General features: G+C 46.1%; 17 protein-coding genes. 12 read left to right on the top strand and 5 right to left on the bottom strand.

The features are described 5' to 3' along the window. Positions 1–171: 171 nt before the first annotated feature. From LZZ85_RS04255 to LZZ85_RS04290, 8 genes are all read left to right on the top strand, one after another. Positions 172–582 (top strand): DUF3592 domain-containing protein, encoded by a 411-nt coding sequence (locus tag LZZ85_RS04255; RefSeq protein WP_237868704.1) that lies wholly within the window; start codon positions 172–174, stop codon positions 580–582. 56 nt (positions 583–638) lie between these two features. Further along, positions 639–1,631 carry a glycoside hydrolase family 43 protein gene (locus LZZ85_RS04260; RefSeq protein ID WP_237868705.1) on the top strand — a complete coding sequence of 331 codons (993 nt, stop codon included), beginning with the start codon at positions 639–641 and terminating at the stop codon, positions 1,629–1,631. Between the two features lie 186 nt (positions 1,632–1,817). Beyond that, positions 1,818–3,782 carry a glycoside hydrolase family 97 protein gene (locus LZZ85_RS04265; RefSeq protein WP_237868706.1) on the top strand — a complete coding sequence of 655 codons (1,965 nt, stop codon included), beginning with the start codon at positions 1,818–1,820 and terminating at the stop codon, positions 3,780–3,782. Positions 3,783–4,074: 292 nt separating this feature from the next. Beyond that, positions 4,075–4,551, top strand: coding sequence for a cupin domain-containing protein (locus LZZ85_RS04270; RefSeq protein ID WP_237868707.1), 477 nt, complete (start codon positions 4,075–4,077; stop codon positions 4,549–4,551). Positions 4,552–4,595: 44 nt separating this feature from the next. Beyond that, complete coding sequence (locus tag LZZ85_RS04275; RefSeq protein ID WP_237868708.1) at positions 4,596–5,501, top strand: dihydrodipicolinate synthase family protein; 906 nt, start codon at positions 4,596–4,598, stop codon at positions 5,499–5,501. A 405-nt stretch (positions 5,502–5,906) separates the two neighbouring features. After that, positions 5,907–9,044 (top strand): SusC/RagA family TonB-linked outer membrane protein, encoded by a 3,138-nt coding sequence (locus LZZ85_RS04280; protein ID WP_237868709.1) that lies wholly within the window; start codon positions 5,907–5,909, stop codon positions 9,042–9,044. Positions 9,045–9,068: 24 nt separating this feature from the next. Continuing rightward, positions 9,069–10,709, top strand: coding sequence for a RagB/SusD family nutrient uptake outer membrane protein (locus tag LZZ85_RS04285; protein ID WP_237868710.1), 1,641 nt, complete (start codon positions 9,069–9,071; stop codon positions 10,707–10,709). A 203-nt stretch (positions 10,710–10,912) separates the two neighbouring features. Beyond that, the gene (locus LZZ85_RS04290) at positions 10,913–12,256 is read left to right on the top strand and encodes a DUF6055 domain-containing protein (RefSeq protein ID WP_237868711.1); all 1,344 of its coding nucleotides are present in this window, start codon (positions 10,913–10,915) and stop codon (positions 12,254–12,256) included. Positions 12,257–12,441: 185 nt separating this feature from the next. Here the strand turns inward: LZZ85_RS04290 and LZZ85_RS04295 are convergent, their stop codons facing one another. Continuing rightward, complete coding sequence (locus tag LZZ85_RS04295) at positions 12,442–13,845, bottom strand: APC family permease (protein WP_237868712.1); 1,404 nt, start codon at positions 13,843–13,845, stop codon at positions 12,442–12,444. A gap of 162 nt (positions 13,846–14,007) precedes the next feature. Then, complete coding sequence (locus LZZ85_RS04300; protein ID WP_237868713.1) at positions 14,008–14,895, bottom strand: AraC family transcriptional regulator; 888 nt, start codon at positions 14,893–14,895, stop codon at positions 14,008–14,010. Positions 14,896–15,096: 201 nt separating this feature from the next. Between LZZ85_RS04300 and LZZ85_RS04305 the strand changes: the two genes are divergently transcribed. The 3 genes from LZZ85_RS04305 (at position 15,097) to LZZ85_RS04315 (ending at position 20,720) form a co-directional block, all read left to right on the top strand. Further along, entirely contained in the window at positions 15,097–17,106 is a 2,010-nt protein-coding gene (locus tag LZZ85_RS04305) for a glycoside hydrolase family 97 protein (RefSeq protein WP_237868714.1), read from the top strand. 92 nt (positions 17,107–17,198) lie between these two features. Next, positions 17,199–19,769: an alpha-L-arabinofuranosidase C-terminal domain-containing protein gene (locus LZZ85_RS04310; RefSeq protein ID WP_237868715.1), complete on the top strand. Its 2,571-nt coding sequence runs from the start codon at positions 17,199–17,201 to the stop codon at positions 19,767–19,769. 609 nt (positions 19,770–20,378) lie between these two features. Continuing rightward, entirely contained in the window at positions 20,379–20,720 is a 342-nt protein-coding gene (locus LZZ85_RS04315; protein ID WP_237868716.1) for a cyclophilin-like fold protein, read from the top strand. A 35-nt stretch (positions 20,721–20,755) separates the two neighbouring features. Here the strand turns inward: LZZ85_RS04315 and LZZ85_RS04320 are convergent, their stop codons facing one another. From LZZ85_RS04320 to LZZ85_RS04330, 3 genes are all read right to left on the bottom strand, one after another. Then, a complete protein-coding gene (locus LZZ85_RS04320; protein ID WP_237868717.1) occupies positions 20,756–21,229 on the bottom strand; it encodes a hypothetical protein in 474 nt (157 codons plus the stop codon). Between the two features lie 5 nt (positions 21,230–21,234). Then, complete coding sequence (locus LZZ85_RS04325) at positions 21,235–21,783, bottom strand: GNAT family N-acetyltransferase (RefSeq protein ID WP_237868718.1); 549 nt, start codon at positions 21,781–21,783, stop codon at positions 21,235–21,237. Positions 21,784–21,918: 135 nt separating this feature from the next. Then, positions 21,919–22,710 carry a polysaccharide deacetylase family protein gene (locus tag LZZ85_RS04330; protein ID WP_237868719.1) on the bottom strand — a complete coding sequence of 264 codons (792 nt, stop codon included), beginning with the start codon at positions 22,708–22,710 and terminating at the stop codon, positions 21,919–21,921. A 415-nt stretch (positions 22,711–23,125) separates the two neighbouring features. On the opposite strand from LZZ85_RS04330, the gene LZZ85_RS04335 reads away from it, so the two are divergent. Continuing rightward, entirely contained in the window at positions 23,126–24,007 is an 882-nt protein-coding gene (locus LZZ85_RS04335; RefSeq protein WP_237868720.1) for a PhzF family phenazine biosynthesis protein, read from the top strand. Positions 24,008–24,188 lie beyond the last annotated feature (181 nt).

Genomic DNA, 24,188 nt, shown 5'->3' on the forward strand with positions numbered 1-24,188 from the left:
AAAACCGCTGCATGATCAGCGGTTTTTTACTATACAGGATCAGTAGCCCGGACAAGTATTCAGTATTTTGCCGCTACTATGATCAACATCTGCTCCTGTTTCTATAACTTACGCATACGGGCCGGTGAAAGGCTACGATCCAAAAAAAATAAGTAAAATAATCGGGATGTTATGTGGTATACAGTAACACTGGTAGCAGGCATATTACTTTTGATCAGCTCCCTGTTCGCTTTACGGGAATCGCTGGAGTTTCTTAGAAACAGCGAAAGAGCTGTTGCAACGGTGATCGACCTCGAGCATATCAAGGGTTCTGACGGAGACATTACGTTCAAGCCTGTTTTTAAATTTATCACAAACTCAGATCAGGAGATGATCTACAGGCATCATTCATCCAGCAAGCCCGCCGCCTGGCAATTTGGTGAACAAGCCACGATTGCCTATAACGCGGCCAAACCTTCTGAAGCCAGACTGATGACTTACTTTGGTGTGTTTAACTGGGCAATTATATTGATGTCCGTTGCAATGCCAATGATCGTGATCGGCGGAGGATACCATCTTTCGCAGGCCGTTCTAAAAGTATAACGATACGATCCGGAAACAGTTCCGGCAATAATTCACTAACGTAATATTATCCAGCAATGAAAGCTTGCCTTATTCTTTTCGCTATTTTTCAGGTGACACAGGTCTTTTCGCAAAACCGCACTTCGGCTCCCCGAACGAATATTCCGCTGGACTCGATCCGGTTAAGCGATCCATACATCTTTCCGGACAAAGCGTCAAACACGTATTATATGACAGGTACAGGTGGATTGGTTTGGAAAAGCAGCGACCTGAAACGCTGGTCTGGCCCCTATAAAGTAGCCCGGATCGATACTTCATCCTGGATGGGGCCTGACCCAATGATCTGGGCGGCCGAAATTCATCAGTACAAAGGCAGATATTATTACTTCGCCACGTTCACCAACAGGAAAGTAAAGATAGACACAGTAAAAGGAAAGGTGATCGAACGCCGCGCGTGTCATGTACTGGTTAGTGAAAAGCCGGACGGTCCCTATGTGCCGATGAAAGATCCCACTTACCTGCCGGCAAATATGCCTACCCTTGACGGCACTTTGTGGGTGGAAGATGGTACACCATATTTGATCTTCTGTCATGAATGGTTGCAAAACCAGAATGGAACGATGGAGAAGATCGCATTGAAGCCTGATCTTAGCGGCACTTTTGGCGAAAGGAAACTTCTATTCAGGGCAAGCGACTCACCCTGGAGCCGTGAGAAAAATGAAGCCGGAGATACAGTGCCCAATAAAGTAACGGATGGGCCGTGGCTGTTCCGCACAAAGACAGGCAAGCTTGGTATGTTGTGGACCAGCTGGGTCTTTAATGTTTATACGCAAGGTGTAGCATACTCTGCAACCGGGAAACTTGATGGCCCCTGGATACAGGAGAAAGTACCTGTTACAGGTCCGAATATTGGTCATGGAATGTTATTCCGCACATTTGATGGTAAATTACTAATGTCCGCCCATAGCCATTCAGAAGACAGCAATGGCAAGTACTTAAGATATCCGAAATTATTTGAAGCAGATGATTCGGGCGATAAACTTGTGATAGATCGGCCGTATTCTTTTTAAGCGTAGACAGGTTGGTTCCGCTATAAAATGGAGGTAAGCATCTGTAGTTACATCAAGCGCGGTCACTTGGTCGTGCCTGATCAGATCTTACAGCGAACCTTGACATCTGTTCAGAACAGATGCATTAGTCTGCATCGAATGAAGTATTAATAAGCGATGTTTGCCAATAAATCATAAAATCGACTCATGAACATGCTGAAAAAATATGCAGTCCTGCTTTGTTTGATGCTGGTGTTTTCCGCGCGATCTTCAGGGCAGGGTAAACCAATTGACCTGTTATCTCCCGATGGGAAACTGAAGGTCTCAGTAGAGCTGTCCGACCAGATCTATTATTCTGTGTCGGCAGAGAATGAACCTCTGTTTACAAAGAATCACCTGGCACTGAATTTAAAAACCGGGACGCTTGGCGCAAACGCTAAGCTGCTATCAGCAAAAAAGTCATCAGGAGAAGAAACGATCAAACCCGCTGTACCCTTGAAATTTTCATCGGTCAAAAGTGTTTACAATGATCTTCTACTTAAGTTCAAAGGGAACTATTCTATAGAGTTCAGGGCTTTCAACGATGGAATTGCCTACCGTTTTATCACGGGTTTGAAGGATAGTATTGAGGTGGTCAATGAAGATTTCGCGATCAATTTTTCCGGCGACTATCTTTTGCATTTACAGCAGAACAATAGTTTCAAAACAGCGTACGAAGAATTATACAGTCATATCGAATCAAACAAATGGGGAAGGCAGGATAAGATGGCTGACCTTCCGGCATTGATCGATACAAGAAAGCAATACAAGATTCTGATCAGCGAAACAGATCTTTCTGACTACCCCGCTATGTTCTTAAAAGGTACAGGAAACAATGGCTTGTCTGCCGTTTTCCCAATGGCACCACTTGAGTTCGGTCCGGATGGCGACAGAAGTCAGAAGATCCTCAGGGAGGCTGATTACATCGCCAGAACAAATGGCACGAGATCGTTCCCATGGCGATACTTTGTTGTTACCAAAGATGACAGGCAGCTGCTGGAGAATACAATGACGCTGAAGCTCGCTCCTAAGAGCATGATCACTGATCCGTCATGGATCAAACCCGGCCAGGTCAGCTGGGAATGGTGGAACGATGCTTCTCCCTATGGGCCCGATGTGAATTTTGTTTCAGGCTATAATCTCGAAACTTACAAATACTACATCGACTTCGCTTCAAAATATGGTATTCCATACATCATTATGGATGAGGGATGGGCGAAAAGCACAACTGACCCATACACACCGAATCCGAAGGTTGATGTAAAAGAACTGATCAGGTACGGCAAAACCAAGAAGGTGGACATTATTCTATGGCTCACCTGGTTAACAGTGCACAACAATATGGACTTGTTCAAAACATTCCGGGAATGGGGAGTAAAAGGTGTGAAGATCGATTTTATGGATCGAAGTGATCAATGGATGGTGAACTATTACGAGAACGTAGTAAAAGAAGCGGCTGCACATAAGATCCTTGTCGATTATCATGGGGCATTCAAACCTGCCGGCCTGGAATATAAGTATCCTAACCTTCTATCTTATGAAGGCGTAAGAGGACTCGAGCAGATGGGTGGTTGCCCTCCGGACAATACCATTTATCTTCCCTTCCTGCGAAATGCAGTGGGCGCCATGGATTTTACACCCGGTGCAATGATCAACCTGCAACCGGAAGCATATAAAGCCGAACGGCCGAATGCTGCAGGAATGGGAACACGGGTGGCCCAACTCGCGATGTATGTGCTCTTCGAAAGCGGGCTGCAAATGCTTGCCGATAACCCAACACTTTACTATCGCAATCATGAGTGCACCGAATTTATCACCAGCGTGCCAACCACCTGGGATGAAACAAGAGCGCTGGCAGCGAAAGTGGGCGAATTGGCAGTTGTTGCAAAACGCAAAGACAAAAAATGGTTCGTTGGCGGAATCACCAATGGGAAAGAAGATAAAAGGAATATTGAACTGAACTTCGATTTCTTAGATGCTGCGAAAAATTATACCATAACTTATTTTGAAGATGGGATCAATGCGGGAAGGCAGGCGATGGACTACCGAAAGAAAACTATACAGATCCGCGGAGGTGATACAATGAAGATCACGATGGTGAGGAATGGCGGGTTTGCGGCAGTGATCGAATAGTGTGAGGGCGGTTGTGCATGAATGGCTTCTGACAGGTGCAGCCGCCCCACCGACGTTGCCCAACTTATACGATAGACATTTACCAGCACCGGGACTGTTCCGGTTAATCATAAACCTCTGAGCTCCTCAGTTTTATTTTCTACTCAATATTTGTGTGCTGCACTTCGATGATCTTGTGCATGCCTCATACCTGGACTATCTGGATTTAAAAGATCTGTATCACCTTACTGGTCCAAACTGATAATACATTTGTAGTGCAATATCGCAAACAACACTACAATAGAATCAGTTTATGTCAATTACAGAAACAGCTCAGGCACAAACACAATTCAGTTCAAAAGACTTTCATCAGACATTTGCGAGGCCCCAATTCGTGAAGCCTCCCTACCTGTTGCACAAGAACGTAGAAAAAGCCGGTGAGCATGATCAGTTTTCCACAGAACGAAAACATCCGGTCTTCTTCGTCGACCTGCCAAGTAAGAACGTCAGTATGACCATCGGAGGCCTGCTCCCTGATCAGATGACCAATCGTCACCGTCATACCTACGAGACGGTGCTGTATGTGCTCGAAGGAAAAGGCTGGACGGAGATCGAAGGGGAGAAGGTTGAATGGGAGGCCGGTGATGCTGTTTACATTCCCTCCTGGGCATGGCACAGGCATAAGAACCTCAGTGATAGAGCGCCTGCCAAATACATCGCTTGTGAGAACGCTCCGCAACTTCAGAACCTGGGTGTAGCGCTTCGCGAAGAAGAAGGACGCGATCTCTGAATAAGAGGCACTCATCTATTTTAATGATTACTTAATTATACCTAATGAATCATATTCCCTTTAAAGGCATTATCGCCTATCCCATTACTCCATTTGACAGGAATGGAAAAGTTGATATTACACTGTTCAGGAAATTGGTGGAGCGGCTTGTAAAATCAGGATCGCACGGAATTGCGCCGCTGGGCAGTACAGGTGTGCTGCCTTATCTTACAGACGAAGAAAAAGAAGCGGTGACGGAAGCAACGATCGACCAGGTTGCCGGCCGCGTTCCAACTCTGGTTGGTGTATCGAACCTGACAACGGAAAGAACCATATATCATGCACAATTTGCGGAGAAGTCGGGTGCAACGGCGGTAATGATCATTCCCATGAGTTACTGGAAACTGACAGATGAAGAGATCGTGAAGCACTATGATGCAGTCGCCTCCAGAATATCTATTCCGATCATGGCATATAATAACCCCGCTACCGGAGGCGTAGACATGTCTCCAGCCTTGTTGAAAAGACTGCTGAAGATCCCGAATGTGACGATGATCAAGGAAAGCACGGGTGATATCCAGCGGATGCATTACCTGAGGCAGGAGTTGGGCGAAGACGTTGCGTTCTACAATGGTTCGAATCCCTTAGCGCTGGCAGCTTTTTCGGCCGGTGCAAACGGATGGTGTACGGCGGCGCCTAATCTGATCCCTCAACAGAATCTTGCATTGTACAATGCAGTACTCGATAACGATCTGCAAACTGCCCAACAGATCTTCTATCAGCAATCTGATCTGCTGAAGTTCATTGTGGCAAAGGGCTTGCCGAGAGCGATCAAAGCAGGGCTGAACCTGCTTGGTGAAGAAGGCGGATATTTGAGAAGTCCGTTACAAACGCTTACCGACGCAGAAACAGCAGAGCTGAAAAGTATTCTATCTGCAACAAGCATCAGTAAACAAAATGCACTAGCCTAGAAAGGAAAGTTCCTGCACTTAGCAAAGCCCCTTGTTATTCAATGGGGCTTTGCTTTTTATGTACATAAAGCAGCGCCGATGATTGTATGACGGCGAATGCCGTTTTTCATTATGTCAGAAATACAATTATCCACTGGTAAACATGCAAACCAACTATTTCAAAAGACCATGTGTCAACAAGCGTTCTGGATATTCACTATATATTATACTAACTGCATCGTTTGTGTTAATTAGATAAAATAGGTGTGCAATGTGTTAAAATATGTAAAGGGGGACAGGGAAGTAAAATTGTACTTTTAAATATCACATTGACAATTATTAGACAGATGTATTTATTCCACATGGATGCTAAAAAAGGGTCTGTGTATATGCTTCTGTAATTTATTAACTTCTAACTGACTGCTTATGCAAATCCCATTGAAAAGAGGGCAGGGCATTTTATTGCCCTGTCAAAGCTCCCTGCTACGAGGTTATTCTCTTACCCTTCTACTTTTCTTTTCTTTCTTTTTGCAGGTCAACGGACAATCCCGTTCATCGCAAAAAACTATCAACGGACAGGTTTCTACAGATGACGGCAAGCCCATGCAGGGAGTGACTGTTCAGTTAAAGGAAAGCTTTGTCAGCACTGTAACAAATGCCGAAGGCGGTTTCTCCATTGTTGTTCCGGAGAAGAACAGTGGGGTTCTGGTATTTACCAATGTTGGCTACGCAGATAAAGAGGTAAATATTAACAACACAACTGCTGCAGTAAGTATCAGGCTGACTGCAGTTGACAAGGCGCTTGATGAGGTGGTTGTTGTTGGATATGGTAAACAGAAGAAAGCGACGTTGACAGGGTCTGTAACACAGATCAACACGAGTGATATCAAACAAAGTACATCCGTAAATATTTCCAATTCGCTTGCCGGTCGTATGCCTGGTGTGATCGCCAACAACCGCAGCGGTGAGCCCGGAGCAGATGGGTCTTCCATTCTGATCAGGGGTGCCGGAACAACAGGCAATGCAGCGCCATTGTATGTGATCGATGGAGTGGCGAACCGCAGTGGTTTTGAACGCTTGAACCCTAATGATATTGAAAGCATCAGTATCTTAAAGGATGCATCCGCTGCGATCTATGGTGCTCAGGCGGCGAATGGCGTAATCCTTGTAACCACAAAGAGAGGTAAAACAGGCAAACCAACGATCAGCTATGATGCCAGTTATGGTCTCTCTCAGCCAACACGCGTTCCCGAGCTTGTCAGCTCGTATGAATACGCAATCTTCAGAAATGAGAAAGATGCGCGTCAGAATGCCGGCACTCCGACTTTCTCTGCCGCGCAGATCCAGAAATATAAAGATGGATCAGATCCGTTGAATTATCCTAATACAGACTGGTATGATGAAGTGCTGAAACCCTGGACGCCGCAAACACAGCATTCCCTTTCAGTAGCCGGCGGTTCAGATCGCGTGAAATATTTTATGTCTGGTGGTTATACTTTCCAGGATGCATTCTATCGGAAATCTGCTACAGACTACAAGCAGTATAATATCCGGATGAATCTTGATGCACAGGTTACGAAACTTTTCAAAATATCGCTGGATATCGTCGGCCGCAGTGAGAACCGGAAGTATTCTCCCGCAGGTTCAGATGGGATCTTCCTTTCTATCCTCGGCGCTTATCCGGGCCTCGCACCTTTCTATCCTAATGGAATGCCTGTTGCAGGGATCGAAGGCCCTAATCCACTACAGATGGCACAGGGCTATGATGGCTATCGGAAGGCGGTTAACAACACCGCGCAAACGCTTGCGTCCTTTGAATTGAAGCTTCCGTTCATCACACAGGGCCTCTCTCTCGCAGGGTTCGCGGCTCATGATTTTGCCTTTTATAACGGGAAGACATTTACAAAACCTTTCGATCTGTATAGATATGACAGCACGGCCAAGCAATACAACAATGTAAGCGATATTCTTCTTGGCGATCCTGCTATCTCGCAGAATTATGGATCCAGCTTGCTAAAGACATATCACCTGAAGCTGAATTATGAAAAGCGCTTTGGTGATCACCGGTTCAATTCCTTTATTGCTGTGGAACAGAGTGACTACTATAACGAAGGTATCAACGCGTCGCGCTCTGCGCTTGTTAGTGGTCAGATCGATCAGTTGTTCGCATTTACCAATGATGCTACCCGAAATACCAATGGAAGCTCTGCAGATCAGAATGCACGCCGGAACTTCTTTGGCCGCATCAACTACAACTATAAAGAAAAGTATCTCGCTGAATTTGTATTCAGAAGAGATGGTTCGTTCAATTTCCCTCCCGGTAAACAATACGGCAACTTTCCGGGTCTCTCTGTAGGTTGGGTGGCGTCGGAAGAAGACTTTGTAAAGAAAGCATTACCGTTTTTTACCTTCCTGAAACTACGTGGTTCGTACAGCCAGTTGGGTAATGACCGTATTGCACAGTATCAATATCTCGCCCGCTATACGGTTGCGGATCCATTTGCTTACCAGACATACTTCCTGGGAAATGACGTGAACCCGATCTATGCTCCGGGACTGATGCCGGGCGTTGCGCCTAATCCTAATGTAACATGGGAGGTTGAGAAAATGAAAAATATTGCACTGGAAGGATCTGTATTGAAAGGTAAACTGGATTTCAGTGTGGAGTATTATACAGCGCGTCGTGATAAATTACTCGCTCCAAGAAATGCTTCTATTCCGGCTACCGCTGGTCTGACGCTGCCTGACGAGAATATCGGCAGAGTAGACCGTAGCGGTATCGAACTTACACTTGGTCATAAAGGAGAGATCGGTAAAGACTTTACTTACTACGTCGCCGGGAACTTTACCAAGACAAAATCAACCGTTGAGTTTATAGACGAATCTCCCAATGTAAGAGAATGGCAGAAACGCCAGGGCTTCCAACTGGGATCATGGCTGGTTTACCCAACGAACGGTATTTTTAATACCCAGGAAGAACTTACCGAAACCGCAGCAAAACTGCCAGGCACTAAAGTGGGCGATATCAAATATGTCGATTTTAATAAAGACGGCGTGATCAATGCCAATGATCAGGTCAGGATCTACGAATCACCAATTCCTTTGATCGTATATGGCGTAAGAATGGGGGCTGATTACAAAGGCTTGTCCTTAAATCTTCTCTGGCAGGGGCAGGCAAAGGCTAAACAGGTTCTGCTGCCACAGGCTAACAATGGCGAATTCATCCCTCCAAAATGGTTGTTCGATGAACGCTGGACTGCTGAAAATCCAAATGCAAAATACCCGGGTTCATTCGACCGGACCTACGGGATCAATAACCGCGCTTCCGAATTCTGGTTACAGGATATGTCATTCCTAAAGTTGAAATCTGCCGAGATCGCTTATACGTTCAATTCCGCCCGACTGAAAAATGCAGGGATCACCAATCTTCGTGTGTACCTGAATGGGTTTAACCTGTTCAGTTTCGATAAAGTGAAGCACTACGATCCGGAAACAGTTGCATATACAGGAGCTTATTATCCACAAACACGGATCTACACTGTAGGATTGAATCTTGGTTTTTAATTGAACATGTTTAAAAGAAATTTTATGAAGAAGATCTTATCTATATTAATACTTGCAGGTTTGGTGTTATCCATCAGTTCCTGCAAAAAAGATTTCCTGGAAAAGAAGCCACTGGATTCTTATTCAGATGCGGACTTATGGAAAGACCTGAACCTGGTTGAAGCGTTTGTGAACAGCCGGTACACCATTCTTCCATACATGGAATCTTCCGGTGTGATCAAGTCATATTTTATGTCAGGGGCCTGTGACGAAGGTAATTCCAAGCACAGCTATGGTAATGAGCGCGCACTGGAAACCGGTCAGATGGGGCCCGATAATACGGTATATGATTTCTGGACAGCCAATTACCAGCAGATCCGCAATCTTAATATTTTCCTGAGCAAGGTAGATGAAGTGCCTGCACAGGGGCCTACAAACGAAGCAAAAAAGAAAAGGCTAACAGGTGAAGTTTATTTCCTGCGTGCCTATGGGTATTTTGATCTGCTGCGTCATTACGGTGGGGTGCCTCTCATCTCAAAAGTGTACGGTCTTTCTGATACGACTTTCAAAGTGGCGCGAAACACATTTGAAGAGGGCGTTGCGTTTGTGTTGAGCGATATCGCAAAAGCCATTGACCTCTTGCCTGCAAACTATGCAAGCGATGTGGCCAACACAGGTCGGGTTACTGCCACTGCCGCAAAAGCATTGAAATCGCGTTTGCTGTTGTATGCGGCAAGTACGCTTCATAACCCTGCCAACGATCAGGCTAAGTGGCAGGCAGCTTCAACTGCTGCAAAAGAGGCTATTGATTTTGCCGAAAACAATGGATATGCACTGTTCCAGGGAGCTGATTACAAGAACATTTTTGTTCAGAAGAATAACCAGGAAGTATTGCTGGCGTATAATTTCAGTAATGTACCGGGAGGTGGTATAGACATTGTGTGTCAACCAAACAGTTATGGAGGATGGAGCGTTTACACTCCTTCTCAGGCGATGGTGGATGCATTTGAAATGACCAATGGGAAACCGATCACTGATCCTGCGTCGGGTTATGATGCCACAAATCCTTATGTGAACCGTGATCCCCGTTTTTATGCGGATGTATTGTATAACGGAGCTATATTCAAAGGAACAGGTGTTGAAGTATTCGCGGGAGGAAAAGACAGTCCCCAGGGCCCACAGGGATGGAACGCCACAGAAACAGGCTATCACTGGCGTAAATATATGAGTGAAACGATCGACATGAATAAAGAAGGAAGTAATCAGAACATGATCATTTTCCGGCTCGCAGAACTCTATCTCAATTACGCGGAAGCGGAGCAGGCGTTGGGACGTGATATAGTGGCACGCGAATTCGCTAACAAGATCCGTAGCCGTGCAAGTGTGAACATGCCGGCGATCACTGAATCATCAGCAGCATTGCGTGACCGGATACGTGCGGAAAGAAGGGTGGAGCTTTGCTTTGAAAGCCATCGCATCTACGATGTTCGTCGCTGGAAGATCGCTTCTGTTACGGAAAACAAACCGTTAATGGGTGTGACTGTTACAAAGTCCGGCAGTACGATCACGTACACGCCTAAGGTAGTTCGCAACCGGGTGTTCAGAGAAGAGTATTATTTGTGGCCAATCTCAAGAGCAGAGATGAATAAAAATCCGTTGCTGGTAAATAATCCAGGGTATAACTGAGATCCTGTCCCAAAGCTGTATGTGTTTTACGTACGCATGCAGGAATAAATAATGTTTTTGCGTGGTTCCGCTGCCTGGGAACGCACCAGAACATACGGCAAAAAGTTTAGCAGTTACAGCAGCATGTTCAGTTATGAGTCCCGGTGGTGAGTGCCGGGATTCTTTTTTTAACCGATCTTAGTCAGGTCATCAAATAGAAGGTAATGATCGTCAGCAGTATTCTTAAAAGTATGATAGCGGTGCCCGCTGTGTTTTTGCTTGCGATGGCTGCAAGGAAAGACATTTCACCCGGGCCTCCTGTGACCCCTGTTCAGGATAAAGAAGCGTATATACCAGCGAAGGTATGGAGGGTGCCTGAACACAATAATTACGACAGTGACACAAGTGAATTCTGCCATAGCAGAAAGGTGGAGTCTGAAAACATTGTGATCTTCTGGGCGAAGGAATTTGGAGCAGACCCTATGAAAAACCCGGATTCCCTGAAACGATTTAATGTAAATGAGGCGCTAAAAGAGTGTGAAAGATTTTATGATTATTATGTAAACGATCTGAAGATCGTTCAGAAAGGAAGATCTGTTACTGATAAGTACAAAGTTCTTTTTTATGTGATCGGCGGAAAGGAACAGACTGCATTTGGTGGCGGTGAAGAGAATAAAGTAGGGATATTATGGACGCCAGCGGTCAGAATGCGCCGTGCGCCATATGGCGCTTTAGCTCACGAACTTGGACATGCATTTCAGTACCTTGCTTCGAGTGACAATGGTACGGGGCCGCGCGGTGCGATCATGGAAATGTCTGCACAGTACATGCTATGGCAGGTCTACCCGGAGTGGATGACCTTTGAGAACTACCACCTGGTAAGCCTGATGAAGAAAACGCATTTCGCCTTTCTCCATCCGACCAATATGTATCACACGCCTTATGTGATCGAATACTGGTCCAATAAACACGGCATTGAGTTCTTTGGCAAACTGATGCGGGAAACAAAGAAAGGAGAGGATGTAGTGGCAACGTATAAAAGAATAAATGGATTGTCACAACAGCAATTCAATGACGGAATGTTTGATGCTTCGCGAAGATTCATTACCTGGGATATGAAGCGGATCGAAAAGGTGGCTGCTCAATATGCTAATCAGCATGCAACAACGTTTCTGCCGGTAGGTGATGGCTGGTTAAAAATTGCGGAGAGTAATTGCCCTCAGAACTATGGGTATAACGGGATCCGCTTGACCGTACCGAAGAAGGGCCGAAAGGTCAGTCTTTCCTTTAAAGGAATTGCGGGTTCAGAGGGATTTCGTTCAGTCAAAATAGAGCAGGCTGGCTGGCGTTATGGTTTCCTTGCAGTTAAAAAGGACGGTACACGGGAATACGGCAAAATGTATTCATCAGCTGATGCAACGGTTTCTTTCAAAGTTCCAACTGACACGGAGTATCTGTGGCTGGTGGTGATGGGGGCGCCAAAGGAACATACGGAAGTTTCGGGAAAGGATGAGAATAATGCGCAGTGGCCTTATCAGATAAAGCTGCAGGGGACAGGGTTGTATTAGTTTGGGGAGCCCCAGAAGATCTTATCGATCTGATTGGTGCAGGAACAATACAGTGAACGCAACATATCGGAAGGACGCAGCGGTTGGTTGCGCTACTTGCGGTACGTTGCGTTCATTGTATTTAGTCTTGCGATATGTCCTCTATAAGCCGGGAACGAATAACAAAACAGATCCAGGAACGGAACTCATTTTTTCCTGCTTGCTCTTTTTACCAGGTAATAAACGGGTATTCCCAGCAATGTAATGATCAGTCCGGGCCATGTAAACTTCGGTTTGTAAATGATCAGCAAGCCACAGAATGTCAGGCCCATCAAAATATAAAGAACCGGTAGAACAGGGTAGCCGAACGCTTTATAAGGTCTTTCCAGGTCCGGCCGTTTCCGTCTTAGAATAAAGATCCCCGCGATCGTCAGCATATAGAAAACCACCACTACGAACGAGATCATGTCCAGCAGGTCTCCATATTTTCCACTTAAGCTCCATAAGCAGGCAACAATGCATTGGATCCAAAGAGCAAAGCCAGGAACAGCTGCATTGTTCAGTACGGACGCTTTCTTAAAGAACAGTCCGTCGTTCGCCATCGTGTAATAGACCCTTGCGCCGGCCATGATCAATCCATTATTGCAGCCAAATGTTGAGATCATGATCATGACCGCAATGATAAATGTGCCAGCGTGCCCGAAGATCACCTGTGCTGCGGATACAGCTACACGGTCTTTATCCGCGCTGGCGATCTCCTGCAATGGCAATACACCGAGATACATGATATTGGTCAGCAGGTAAACGATGGTGACGATGAGTGTGCCGAGAAATAAGCTTAACCCGATATTGCGTTTTGGGTTATGGATCTCACCGGCGATAAAAGTCACATTATGCCATGAATCGCTGCTGAAGATCGAGCCGACCATGGCTGCAGCGATCGCTCCCAATGCAGCAATGGTCGTGTATGATCCGGTGCCGCCGTCTGCGGCTAACGAACGCAGCTCCCAGGCATTCGCCCAATTCACATCCCAGATCTCTGGTTTCAACGCGAATAAGCCAAAAATGATCAAACCAAACAGGCTGATCAGCTTTGTCAACGTAAGTGTTGTCTGGATCCCTTTGCCGCTTTTAACGCCGCGTGTATTAATAAATGTCAGCACTACGATCACAAGTATGGATAATAACTGCGCCGGAGAGATCCTTAGGAAACCAAGATCCAGGGCAACGTTGTCTTCACTGAATGCGGGAACGAGGTAAGCCGTGAACTTTGCAAATGCCACACCTACCGCAGCGATAGTGGCCGTTTGTATAACAGAAAAAAAACTCCAGCCATACAGAAATCCGATCAGTGGATTGTATGCCTCTTTAAGATAAACATATTGCCCGCCGGCTTTGGGATACATCGCACTCAGCTCGCCGTAACTGACCGCAGCGATCAGCGTCATGAAGCCAGTGATCAGCCATACCAGGATCAGCCAGCCAGCGCTGCCGACGTTGCGGGTTATATCCGCACTGACGATAAATATTCCGGAGCCGATCATGCTGCCTGCGACAAGCATGGTTGCATCCAGCAGCCGAAGTGTTGGTTTGAATGATGTGGAAGCCATTGTCTAAGCGTTAATTTTTAAGTTGCCGGATATTAACCGGGGCAGTCAGCCCCGTACAATGGCAATATAGCGAACGCCGGTCAAGACAGGTTGCCTGTTTTTTGCAGGAACTGACCGGATATTAACATGGAGCCTCAGGGTCAATATCCGGCTGATCGCTGGTCAGGAGTTATCATTCACGTTACGGTAGAAATTATTAACGTATTCGGAAGGAGATAAAGCGGTCACGCTTTTGAACACCCGGTTGAAATTGGTGATGCTGTTAAACCCACACCGGTAGGCGATGGTGGAAATGCTGTCGTAAGCTCCATCCGTCAGTTGTTTGCAGGCTTCATTGATCCGTACTTCATTTAAGAAAGAAACGAATGTATGCCGGGTATGTTTCTTGAAATAACGGCAGAATGCATGCGGCGTCATATGCGCTTGTTTGGCAACATCCTCCAGCATCACTGCTTTATGGTAATGCTGCATGACGTAATTATAAATACCTGCTATACGTAGTCCTTCATGTTCGCTGTATTGCTGCGGCTGGGAAAAAGAAGACAGGGGTGGAAGCTTTCCATAGTTAAAAAGGTGTTGCAGTATATTAATAAAATGCTCGATCCTGTCTGCCCCTTTAGCATTCAGAACTTTCACCATCAGGCTTCCGATCTCTCCAACATTTTGATGTGGTACCTGGAATCCCGACCCCTGCTGCTGAATAAACTTTTTGATATTCTTCATCTCAGGTAGATCGAACAATGGAGAAAGTGATCCTGACGGGTTGAAAAAGATAGTAACAGCATTTATTATTTTTTTACTCTTGGGTAAAAAATAAGAAGGTTCGCTTTTGAAAACATGTGGCTGGTTGGCCCCCAGCCAGAAAATCTCATTTGCCCCGAAATTGTGCATGTTATTGTCAGCTACTAAAGTTCCTTCGCCTTTTTGTATCCAGGTCAGCTGGATCTCTTCATGCCTGTGGAGGTGAGGATAGAAATATGGTAAGGCCTCGTGTTGCGCGATGATCGTTTGGTTTGCGGGTACCGGTATGGTAAACTGCAACACTTTCATGATAGAGTAGTTTCATTGAGTTAAGCAATATTCTTCGTAGCACCACAAAGTAAGAGTAAAACCCGATTGAACATGCGTTATGATCACAACATTGCAAACTTGAACAATATCTGGTAATAGTAGGTCAATATATGTAAAGGCGCAGGTACCGGAGAGGCTTACTTTTAATCTTACCTGTTACATAAACTGCAGATCCGTTGTATGCAAATGCCATTTTTATCTTTTCATAAGAAGCCTTTTGTCGCAATTTTATTTTTTGTTTCACTTGTGCTGATATCCGCAACAGCTCATGCATACGCAGGTAAATGGGAGTTGACTTCGCCGGATGGGAAAATCTTGGTCAGCATAGAATCGGCGGAAGAATTAAAGTGGTCGGTTCGTTTTAATAATGATGTGATCCTGATCCCTTCTGCAATAGGCATGCAGTTCAGTAACGGAATAAATGCGGGCAATTCGCCTTCAGTGAAAAGCGTAAAGCGGGCCTCAGTAAATAAAATGATCGAAGCCGTTGTTCCTGTGAAGTCAAAGCTTATTCCTGATCTGTATAATGAGGTCCGGGTTAATTTCAAAGAAGGATATTCGGTTGTCTTCAGGGCATATAATGATGGGGTGGCTTATCGCTTTGAAACATCCTTCAGGGATGAAAAGCTGCAGGTGAAGAATGAAAAAGCCGATCTGAACTTTGCTGAGGATCAAAGGGTGTTCTGGCCTATAGAAACAGATAAGGAGTTTCAGTCACATTATGAATCCCTGTATAAGGATTCAGTTCTTTCTGCATTTAATGAGCAGCAACACGGAGCGTTACCGTTCCTGGTAAAAACAAAGGCAGGTACTAATCTGCTGGTAAGCGAATCAGATCTGTATGACTACCCGAATCTTTTTCTGAAAGGGACGGGTGGGCCTGCATTAAGGTCAACGTTTCCAAAAGTGATCCTGGATAAGGTTCCGTTCCGCGATAGAGGATATCGCATCACAAAACTGGCCGATTATATCGCTGAGACCAAAGGTACACGCGTCTATCCATGGCGGAGTATCGCGATCTGCCCGCAGGCAAAAGATCTCCTTGAAAATAATCTGACTTTCAAACTGGCAAGTGAGAACACGCTGCCCGATACAAAATGGATCAAACCGGGAAAAGTAGCCTGGGACTGGTGGAATGCCAATAACATCTATGGTGTTGATTTCAAAGCAGGATTGAACACCGAGACCTATAAGTACTATGTTGATTTTGCATCCGCTTACGGGCTTGAATATGTGATACTCGACGAGGGCTGGTCGATCACCACTACCAACGTTTTGCAGGCCCGTAAAGAAATCGATCTGCCAGCGTTGATCCGATATGCAACATCCAAGAACGTTGGAATTATTCTTTGGACACTTTGGAATCCGCTCGATGATAATATGGACGCAATACTCGATCAGTTTGCGAAATGGGGAGTAAAAGGGATCAAGGTGGATTTTATGGCGAGAGCTGATCAGTACATGGTAAATTATTATGAACGCGTGGCAGTTGCCGCTGCAAAGCGCAAATTGCTTGTTGATCTTCACGGAGCTTATAAGCCCGTAGGGCTGAACAGGAAATACCCCAATGTTCTTAGCTATGAAGGTGTGCGTGGGCTGGAGAACGATAAGTGGAGTGAAGATATCACACCGAAGCATGACGTAACGCTTCCATTCATCCGCATGGCGGCGGGGCCAATGGATTATACTCCGGGCGCAATGATCAATGCCGGCAGATCCAATTTCCGGATCGTCTTTACTGAACCTATGAGCCAGGGTACGAGAGCGCACCAGGCGGCAATGTACGTGGTTTATGAAAGTCCTTTACAAATGCTGGCAGATAATCCATCCAACTATCTGAAAGAGCCTGTCTTCACAAAGTATATTTCGAAGATGCCTACAACATGGGATACCACCATTGCTATACAGGGAGAACCCGGCGAGTTTGTTGCAGTGGCCAGGCGTAAAGAAACCCAATGGTTTGTTGGCGCCATGACGAACTGGAGTCCGCGCAAGCTGACCCTTGATCTTTCATTCCTGCCCCCTGGGCAGAAGTATTCTATGGAAGTACTCGAAGATGGACCCAATGCCATGCAGCACGCTGCGGATTATAAGATCTCCCACCGCATCGTATCTGCAGGTGAAAAGGTAGAGATCTCGATGAGTTCCGGTGGAGGCTGGTCCGCAACACTTTCCCCGTCTGATAAGTAACTTTATCGACGATGACGATCTGCTGAAAGACAGTAAGCTATTTACGGATGCTTTATTGCCGTAAGAAACCTGGTTTCGAATAAACGATAATTATGATGAAGATGCATACGATGAAGCAATGGCTGTTTTGTGTACTGGCTGCCTGTGGCCAGTTTTCGGGCAATGCCCAGCAGGCATCTATTTCGATTGATGTAACAAAACCCGGAAGCTCTATTCCTCCAACATTGCATGGGATATTCTTTGAAGAGATCAGTCATGCGGGAGAAGGAGGCATCTATGCTGAACTTATCCAGAACCGCGGCTTTGAAGAAAGCCGGATCCCTGCCGGTACAAAACTGGAAAATGGATTCCTGGTTCCCTGGCCAGAGAAACCTCATTTCATGATCGAGCCTAAAAAGACCGACTGGAAGCTGGAATGGCCGTATAAAACACAATGGCCCGCATGGTCTGTGGTGTCGAAGAACGGAGCAGGGGCTGATGTTTCTTTATCAGAAGACAAGCCGTTGAACAGCGCTACACCAAAGTCGCTTCAGATCATTTTAAAGAAGACTGATCAAAATGGATCAACGGATGTTATCAACGAAGGCTTCTGGGGCATTAAAGTAAATGCCGGGGAATATTACAATCTCGTTTTTTACGCCCGTACTGATGAGGCATACAAAGCGCCGGTGAATGTGTCGCTGCAATCTCCGGATGGAAAGATCCTTTCTTCACATCAATTCCAAACGATCAATGGCAAAAACTGGAAGAAATATTCCTGCACATTGAAGGCTGATGCTGGTGACGACAAAGCGAGGTTTGTCATTTCCCTGCGTGGATCAGGCCAGGTGTGGCTTGACTTTGTTTCATTGTTTCCTGCAAAAACCTTTAAGGGGCGAGCAAATGGGCTTCGCACGGATCTGGCGGGATTGATCGAAGGATTGAAGCCCTCCTTTGTAAGATGGCCGGGCGGTTGTTATGTTGAGGGGATCACCATAGAAAGTGCGCCTGACTGGAAGAACACGATCGGTCCGTTGGAAAGCCGGCCGGGAACATTCAGTCCATGGGGATACTGGAGTAGTGATGGGTTTGGGTATCACGAATACCTTCAGTTCTGCGAAGATATTAAGGCTGATGCTTTATATGTTTTCAACGCAGGTGTGTCATGCGAATACAGAAGCGGAACTTACGTTCCGGAGCAGGATCTCCAGCCATATATACAGAATGCCCTTGATGCGATAGAGTATGCGATCGGTCCGGTAACAACAAAGTATGGCCGGATGAGAGCCGCAAATGGGCATGCTAAACCTTTTCCCTTAAAATATATAGAGATCGGGAATGAACAGCATGGCCCGAAATATGCCAGCCGTTACAACCTTTTTTATGAAGCCATCCGCAAAAAATATCCATCACTCCGGATCATGGCGAGTATGGGGATCGGTGATGTGAACCAGCGCACGCTGAACGGAATGAAAGAGGTAGATATCGTGGATGAACATGCATACAAAGATGCGTACTGGAGTATGCGCAATACGGATCATTTCGATAAGTACAAGCGGGGTCAATGGGATATGTATGTTGGTGAATACGCCACGAATGCAGGAGTGGGTGCAGGAAACATGCGTGCGGCACTTGCGGATGCAGTTTACATTCTCGGTATGGAAAGAAATGCTGACCTCGTTAAATGGAGCAGCTATGCGCCGTTGCTGGTGAATGCCAATGATGTTGACTGGCCGGTAAACCTGATCAACTTTGATGCCGCCAAAAGCTTCGGGCGGATCTCCTATTACACCATCAAGATGTTCAGCGACAACCGGGCAGACAGAAACATCACCACGACAGTCGAATTGCCGCCCGTAAATACTTCCGCACCGTTGTTCACCGGCGGAATTGGCTTAGGAACATGGGATACACAAGCCGAGTTCAAAGACATCGAGGTAAGCCGCGGTGATAAAATTCTATACAGATCTGATTTCATTAATAATGAGAAAGAGTGGTCTAAGATAAGAGGCGAGTGGAGCGTGAAAGACGGAGCTTTTGCCCAAACGGCGGAAGGTCCGCAGCGGCTTGCAATGACTGCACAGCAGTTTGATACCTGCACTATCAGCCTGAAAGCCCGGAGAACCGGTGGGCTGAATGCCTTTATGATCCCGTTTGCTGTAAAAGACAGCAACACGTATCTGCGGGCACATATCGGCTCCTGGTGGAATGCAAGCTGCGTATTTGAAAGCGTCACCGGCGGTTATGAAGTGGCTGGCATCTCAGATCAGAAGCGACTGGCAAAGCCAATTGAAACAGGGCGGTGGTATGATGTTCGCGTAGTTGTTGGAACGGAGAAAGTAGATTGTTATTTGGACGGTGAGCTGCTGATGAGCTATACACCTCCGCCAAAAGTATTTGCATTGGCAGGACATGATGATAAAACCGGAGAGATCATACTGAAGATGGTCAACGCCGGTAATACGCCGTTAAAGACAGCCATCAATATAAATGGTGCCGGTAACTTGATCCCTGAAGCTATGCTTTCTTCGATAGCCGCGGCGTCTGACCTTGTCGAGAATTCGTTTGATAAGCCGGCACTCTATGTGCCTGTTGTTAAGAAGGTCAAGCTTGATCCTTTGAAGCCGGAAATAGAATGGCCCGCATTTTCGGTGAACGTATTGCGGATCAAAGTGAAGAAGTGATTGAGGAAGGAAAGCTGCGCGTAACCGGAAATTATTTTTGTAGAGAGAAGGATACAAAGTAGGAGGTCTTTTTCAACATACAAAAAACAATGCTGAAGTTATAATAGGATGTAAGTGCGAACTGGTAGCATCCGAATTCCCAAAGGGTTTTAGCGAAAAAAATGAGGGAACTGTTTGATCAAGCTTCTTCCATAACTGAAGCAATTCTCTGGGCTGCCATTTATGAATACAACAGAAAGTGAAGCTGCTGCATGATCGTTTCTGCAGGGCCGTTAATCACGCTATATCATCCGATATGCTACTGCCCGATAATAGTTTCAATATGACCGTTTAAGAGCTCTGTATGTTTCATGAGGGATAAATAAAGACGTAGAATATACCCGTATAAGTCGTCTACGCTAGTAATAACCCTGAGCTCTCGCGAAATTGTCGACTTTTCGGGTATGATTTTTTCTCTATTTTTACCACTTACCGGGATTTCTTTCTTAGATTTTTACGCCGTCTTTATCTTTACGACATAGTTGCCGCTACATGTTAAGTGGATTGATCCTGTGTTACCAGGATGCAATGGTAATGGGCGGCCAAATACAAACCCTATTGAAACGTAAGATGAGAATCACGATTGGAAAATATCGATTTACAGTCATACTGTATGATAGCGCCACGGCAGCTGCGTTGCGATCTCTTCTACCCCTCACACTGGAGATGATAGAGCTGAATGGCAACCGGAAATATGCTGAATTGTCCGACACTCTTCCCGTCAATGATTCGGTTCCGGAAATAATAAACAGCGGAGACCTGATGCTGTATGGCAGTTCAACACTGGTACTTTTCTACAAAACATTTTCCACCACATACAGCTATACGGAGATCGGCCGGATAGAAAATGTCAGTGACCTCGCCGATGCACTTGGCAGCGGGGACGTGATGATCATTTATGAGCAGGACTAGTGAACTGTTCCTGAAACGTCGCTTTACTTCCTGTCTTAATAAGGGAATGCTGTCATGAACTCATCCAGACTCTTTTTATCAGCATTCTTACTGTCGGCTGAGAAGCAGTACAGCCCGCGCGTCCAGGCGAAGAAAGCGATCTTCGGCCCGATAAAATGGATGAAGGCCGGATCGGCTTTTAGCTCGATGGTTCTGGCTTCCGTTGTTTTGTTGGTTTTAACTTCGTCCAGGATCGTCTGCATTGTTTCCCTGAGATCCGCTTTGCTATCCGCCTTACTGAAAAGCATAAAGATCTCTTTGGAGCCAGCGCGATAAGTGGCTTCGCCATCGAGGCCGGGAGAGGGGTCTTTGTATTCAACCCGGTTAAACTGCCCGACTTTCAGCGGCAGTAACTTACTAAAGTCATTGCCTGCAGGCTGACGTCGTTCGCTGATGTTATAAGGTATCATGATTGCGAGAAAAACAGCTGGAAGAAAGCTTAAGAAAAAGGCTGAGGAGATAAGTTTCATTGAAATTATATTTTGTTTTTGAACCATTTGTATCCGCCTTCCACTGTTCCGCCTGAATTAAATCCGTTTTTCTGTAATACGGTTACAGAGGCATTATCGATGGATGCTGTATATGCTACAGCAGTGCTGACGGAAGGATGAACAAAGATGAACTGTAGGATGGCTGCGAGTGCTTCTGAAGCAAGTCCTTTGTTTTCAAATGTCCGGTTTATAAAGTATCCAATCGACACTTCGCCGGCGGCATCCGGCAAGCCAGACATTCCCATGCCTCCGGCAAGACAGTTTTCGGTTTTGTGAATAAGCATCCATTGAGTGAACCAGCGATAATCATCCGGGTTGGCGGCGACAGATGGAACAGTATGTGATCTGATGGCTTCAAAGAATTCTTCCATAAACGCTGGTGGAGCGTTTAGTTCAAACGAAGCCGGGGTAAGTCCGAGGCATTGTTCCAGGGCGACAAAATCGGTTTCGATCAACGATAATTGAGCAAGTGTAAGTGGCAGGAGCCGGAGCCGTTCCGTTTCTACTGTAAAGGGCTGACTGTTTTCTTTCATTTACACAATGATGGGCATAACTTCCCATTTGTGGAATGATCTTTTCGTGGAAGGAGTGTTTGAGTTAGTAACGGGCAGTATGTTGCCCGGCGATATACTTTGGGAACACTGATCTGTAACAGCTGCCTGTAATGGCTACTTTCCCTGATACTTTTTGATATACTCTGCAACGTCTATCATCGGCGCGATCCAGATCTCTTTTTCATGTTGCTTCAGGTATGTCAGGAACTGCCTGTGCGCATCAAGTGATACATTTAAGCTGTTTCCTCCACCGACGCCGTGAAACAACACAACAAGGAGCGAGTTGCTTTCAAGTGCTTGTTTTGCCCAGGCGGTCAGTTGGTCTCCCGACTCACCGTTCACACCGTAACAATCTACATTATCCAATTGCACTTTGTCGATGGGATGCATCAGCGAACGTACTCCGCGCATCGCAACGAAATCGTTTTTCAAAAGGGCAGAGAAAGAAGTGTCTCCTATCCTGGTATCGCCGCAGGTGAATGCAAGGGTGCGCCTGATTTTCCCATCCATCGATTGCAGGAGGAGATTCGTGGCCCGGGTTTCATCAAGTATGCGTTTGACCGAATAATTGCGCAGGTCATAGTCGGGCTTTACCCATTCCCTTCCAGGCCCACCCGTGCAGGGATGATAGAGTGTATGATTTCCCAACTCATGTCCATTGACGGAGATGTTTTTCCAGTCGTTCAGCCTTTTCTGCATGGAGTTGGAAAAGCCGGTAATATAAAATGTGGCTTTCAGTCCCAGGGAATCCAGCACAGGAATGGCGTTGTTCAGGTGTTCATCAATGGCATCGTCATACGTGATGACAACGGCAGCTTTTTTGCCGTTCCAGGTGCGGCTGGATTGAGCGGAGGAATCGGCAAGTACAAACATGGCAAGCGAGCTGATGATGATATTCCTGATCATGGCCTGGAGGTATATGAAGAGTATTATGCAATGGGGTTAATTCAACTAATATAGCGAATAACCGGCAATTGATATCCATTGGAGGTGCAACTGTGAAAGATTTTAATGCAATGTCGTTTAAGAGATCTACCTGCACCAGCTCGATGGCCGATGGAGGGGTGCCGCATTTGGATGGAAGCTATCGCTGTTAATTGGTATAGAGTATTGACACTACTTAGGTATATGTATTTTCGGCCAACGTCCATCGGTCATCGGCCATCGAATGAACTTTAATGGGATTGCGCAGGCCATATCCTTTTCTTACCCGATCATTAAATGCTATCTGCCAGGTGACGGGTTAGTTATTGACATTTTTGTTAGCAGTTGATCCGTTTTGTACTTTTTCCTCCTGCCGTCATACGATACTTTCGCGCCTATGAATATAGTATTACAGGTAATTAACGCATTTAGTATAAATGAACAGGGGGGCAATCCGGCAGGGGTAGTATTTGATGCAGACAAATTATCCCCGCTGCAGAAGCAGGAGATCGCCCGACTTGCAGGGTTTCCTGAAACAGCCTTTGTATCCCGGTCAGATGTTGCAGATTATAAGCTGGATTTTTTCACCCCACTAAAGCAGATCGCGCATTGCGGGCATGCAACAATTGCCACCTTCAGCTATTTGAAGAGAACGGGACAAATTGCAGGAGATCTCAGCACGAAAGAGACGATTGACGGAAACCGTAGGATCGTGTTCAAAGGTGGACAGGCATTCATGGAACAGCAGTCGCCGGCGATCAGCAAAACTCCCGCTCTTAATGTCATACTTGAATCGTTGCGAATTTCCAGTTCCGATCTTCAGCAGGGGTTATTGCCATCGATCGTTAATACGGGAAATGGCTTTTTGATAGTTCCTGTACGGAACGAAGCTATTCTCGCTGGTGTTGATTACGATCGGGAAGCGGTCTACCGCATTTCAGAGCAATATGGCCTGATCGGGTTTTATCTCTATACCGTGAGTAATGATTTTGATGCCACTACCCGGATGTTTGCCCCGTTTTACGGGATCGATGAGGAGGCTGCCACAGGAATGGCCGCAGGCCCATTGGCGGCTTATCTATGGGAGGTTGCAGGAGTGAAGAAGCAGGATTACCTCATAGAGCAGGGGCGTTTTATGCACCCGGCTTCACCAAGCCTGATAAAGGTTGAATTGAGTGTATCAGACTCAAAGATCGAGCGGTTGTATGCGGGCGGCGGAGCACATCTGTCACACGTGGTGAACATCGGGCTGGATCAGCCGCGGATGCACGAGCTATGATATTTTCTCGGCTAACATTATTGACAACGCCCATTCCTGTTCGATCCATTGATATGACCGGAGCGGAACAGGTATGGGCGTTCTGCTTTATTCTTCCAGGGAATAATAACAGATCACTTTTCAAACTTCTTCATAATGACGGATCATAACGTGTCCGCATTTTCATCGCCCCAGCTTCCTA

It is taken from the genome of Terrimonas ginsenosidimutans, from assembly GCF_022012415.1.
GTDB classification, from domain to species: Bacteria; Bacteroidota; Bacteroidia; order Chitinophagales; family Chitinophagaceae; genus Terrimonas_A; species Terrimonas_A ginsenosidimutans.

Excerpts from the sequence above, each read along its gene's own strand:
- LZZ85_RS04255 (WP_237868704.1), top strand. The coding sequence starts at position 172 with ATGTGGTATACAGTAACACTGGTAGCAGGCATATTACTTTTGATCAGC.
- LZZ85_RS04260 (WP_237868705.1), top strand. The coding sequence starts at position 639 with ATGAAAGCTTGCCTTATTCTTTTCGCTATTTTTCAGGTGACACAGGTC.
- LZZ85_RS04265 (WP_237868706.1), top strand. The coding sequence starts at position 1,818 with ATGAACATGCTGAAAAAATATGCAGTCCTGCTTTGTTTGATGCTGGTG.
- LZZ85_RS04270 (WP_237868707.1), top strand. The coding sequence starts at position 4,075 with ATGTCAATTACAGAAACAGCTCAGGCACAAACACAATTCAGTTCAAAA.
- LZZ85_RS04275 (WP_237868708.1), top strand. The coding sequence starts at position 4,596 with ATGAATCATATTCCCTTTAAAGGCATTATCGCCTATCCCATTACTCCA.
- LZZ85_RS04280 (WP_237868709.1), top strand. The coding sequence starts at position 5,907 with ATGCAAATCCCATTGAAAAGAGGGCAGGGCATTTTATTGCCCTGTCAA.
- LZZ85_RS04285 (WP_237868710.1), top strand. The coding sequence starts at position 9,069 with ATGAAGAAGATCTTATCTATATTAATACTTGCAGGTTTGGTGTTATCC.
- LZZ85_RS04290 (WP_237868711.1), top strand. The coding sequence starts at position 10,913 with ATGATCGTCAGCAGTATTCTTAAAAGTATGATAGCGGTGCCCGCTGTG.
- LZZ85_RS04295 (WP_237868712.1), bottom strand. The coding sequence starts at position 13,845 with ATGGCTTCCACATCATTCAAACCAACACTTCGGCTGCTGGATGCAACC.
- LZZ85_RS04300 (WP_237868713.1), bottom strand. The coding sequence starts at position 14,895 with ATGAAAGTGTTGCAGTTTACCATACCGGTACCCGCAAACCAAACGATC.
- LZZ85_RS04305 (WP_237868714.1), top strand. The coding sequence starts at position 15,097 with ATGCAAATGCCATTTTTATCTTTTCATAAGAAGCCTTTTGTCGCAATT.
- LZZ85_RS04310 (WP_237868715.1), top strand. The coding sequence starts at position 17,199 with ATGATGAAGATGCATACGATGAAGCAATGGCTGTTTTGTGTACTGGCT.
- LZZ85_RS04315 (WP_237868716.1), top strand. The coding sequence starts at position 20,379 with ATGAGAATCACGATTGGAAAATATCGATTTACAGTCATACTGTATGAT.
- LZZ85_RS04320 (WP_237868717.1), bottom strand. The coding sequence starts at position 21,229 with ATGAAACTTATCTCCTCAGCCTTTTTCTTAAGCTTTCTTCCAGCTGTT.
- LZZ85_RS04325 (WP_237868718.1), bottom strand. The coding sequence starts at position 21,783 with ATGAAAGAAAACAGTCAGCCCTTTACAGTAGAAACGGAACGGCTCCGG.
- LZZ85_RS04330 (WP_237868719.1), bottom strand. The coding sequence starts at position 22,710 with ATGATCAGGAATATCATCATCAGCTCGCTTGCCATGTTTGTACTTGCC.
- LZZ85_RS04335 (WP_237868720.1), top strand. The coding sequence starts at position 23,126 with ATGAATATAGTATTACAGGTAATTAACGCATTTAGTATAAATGAACAG.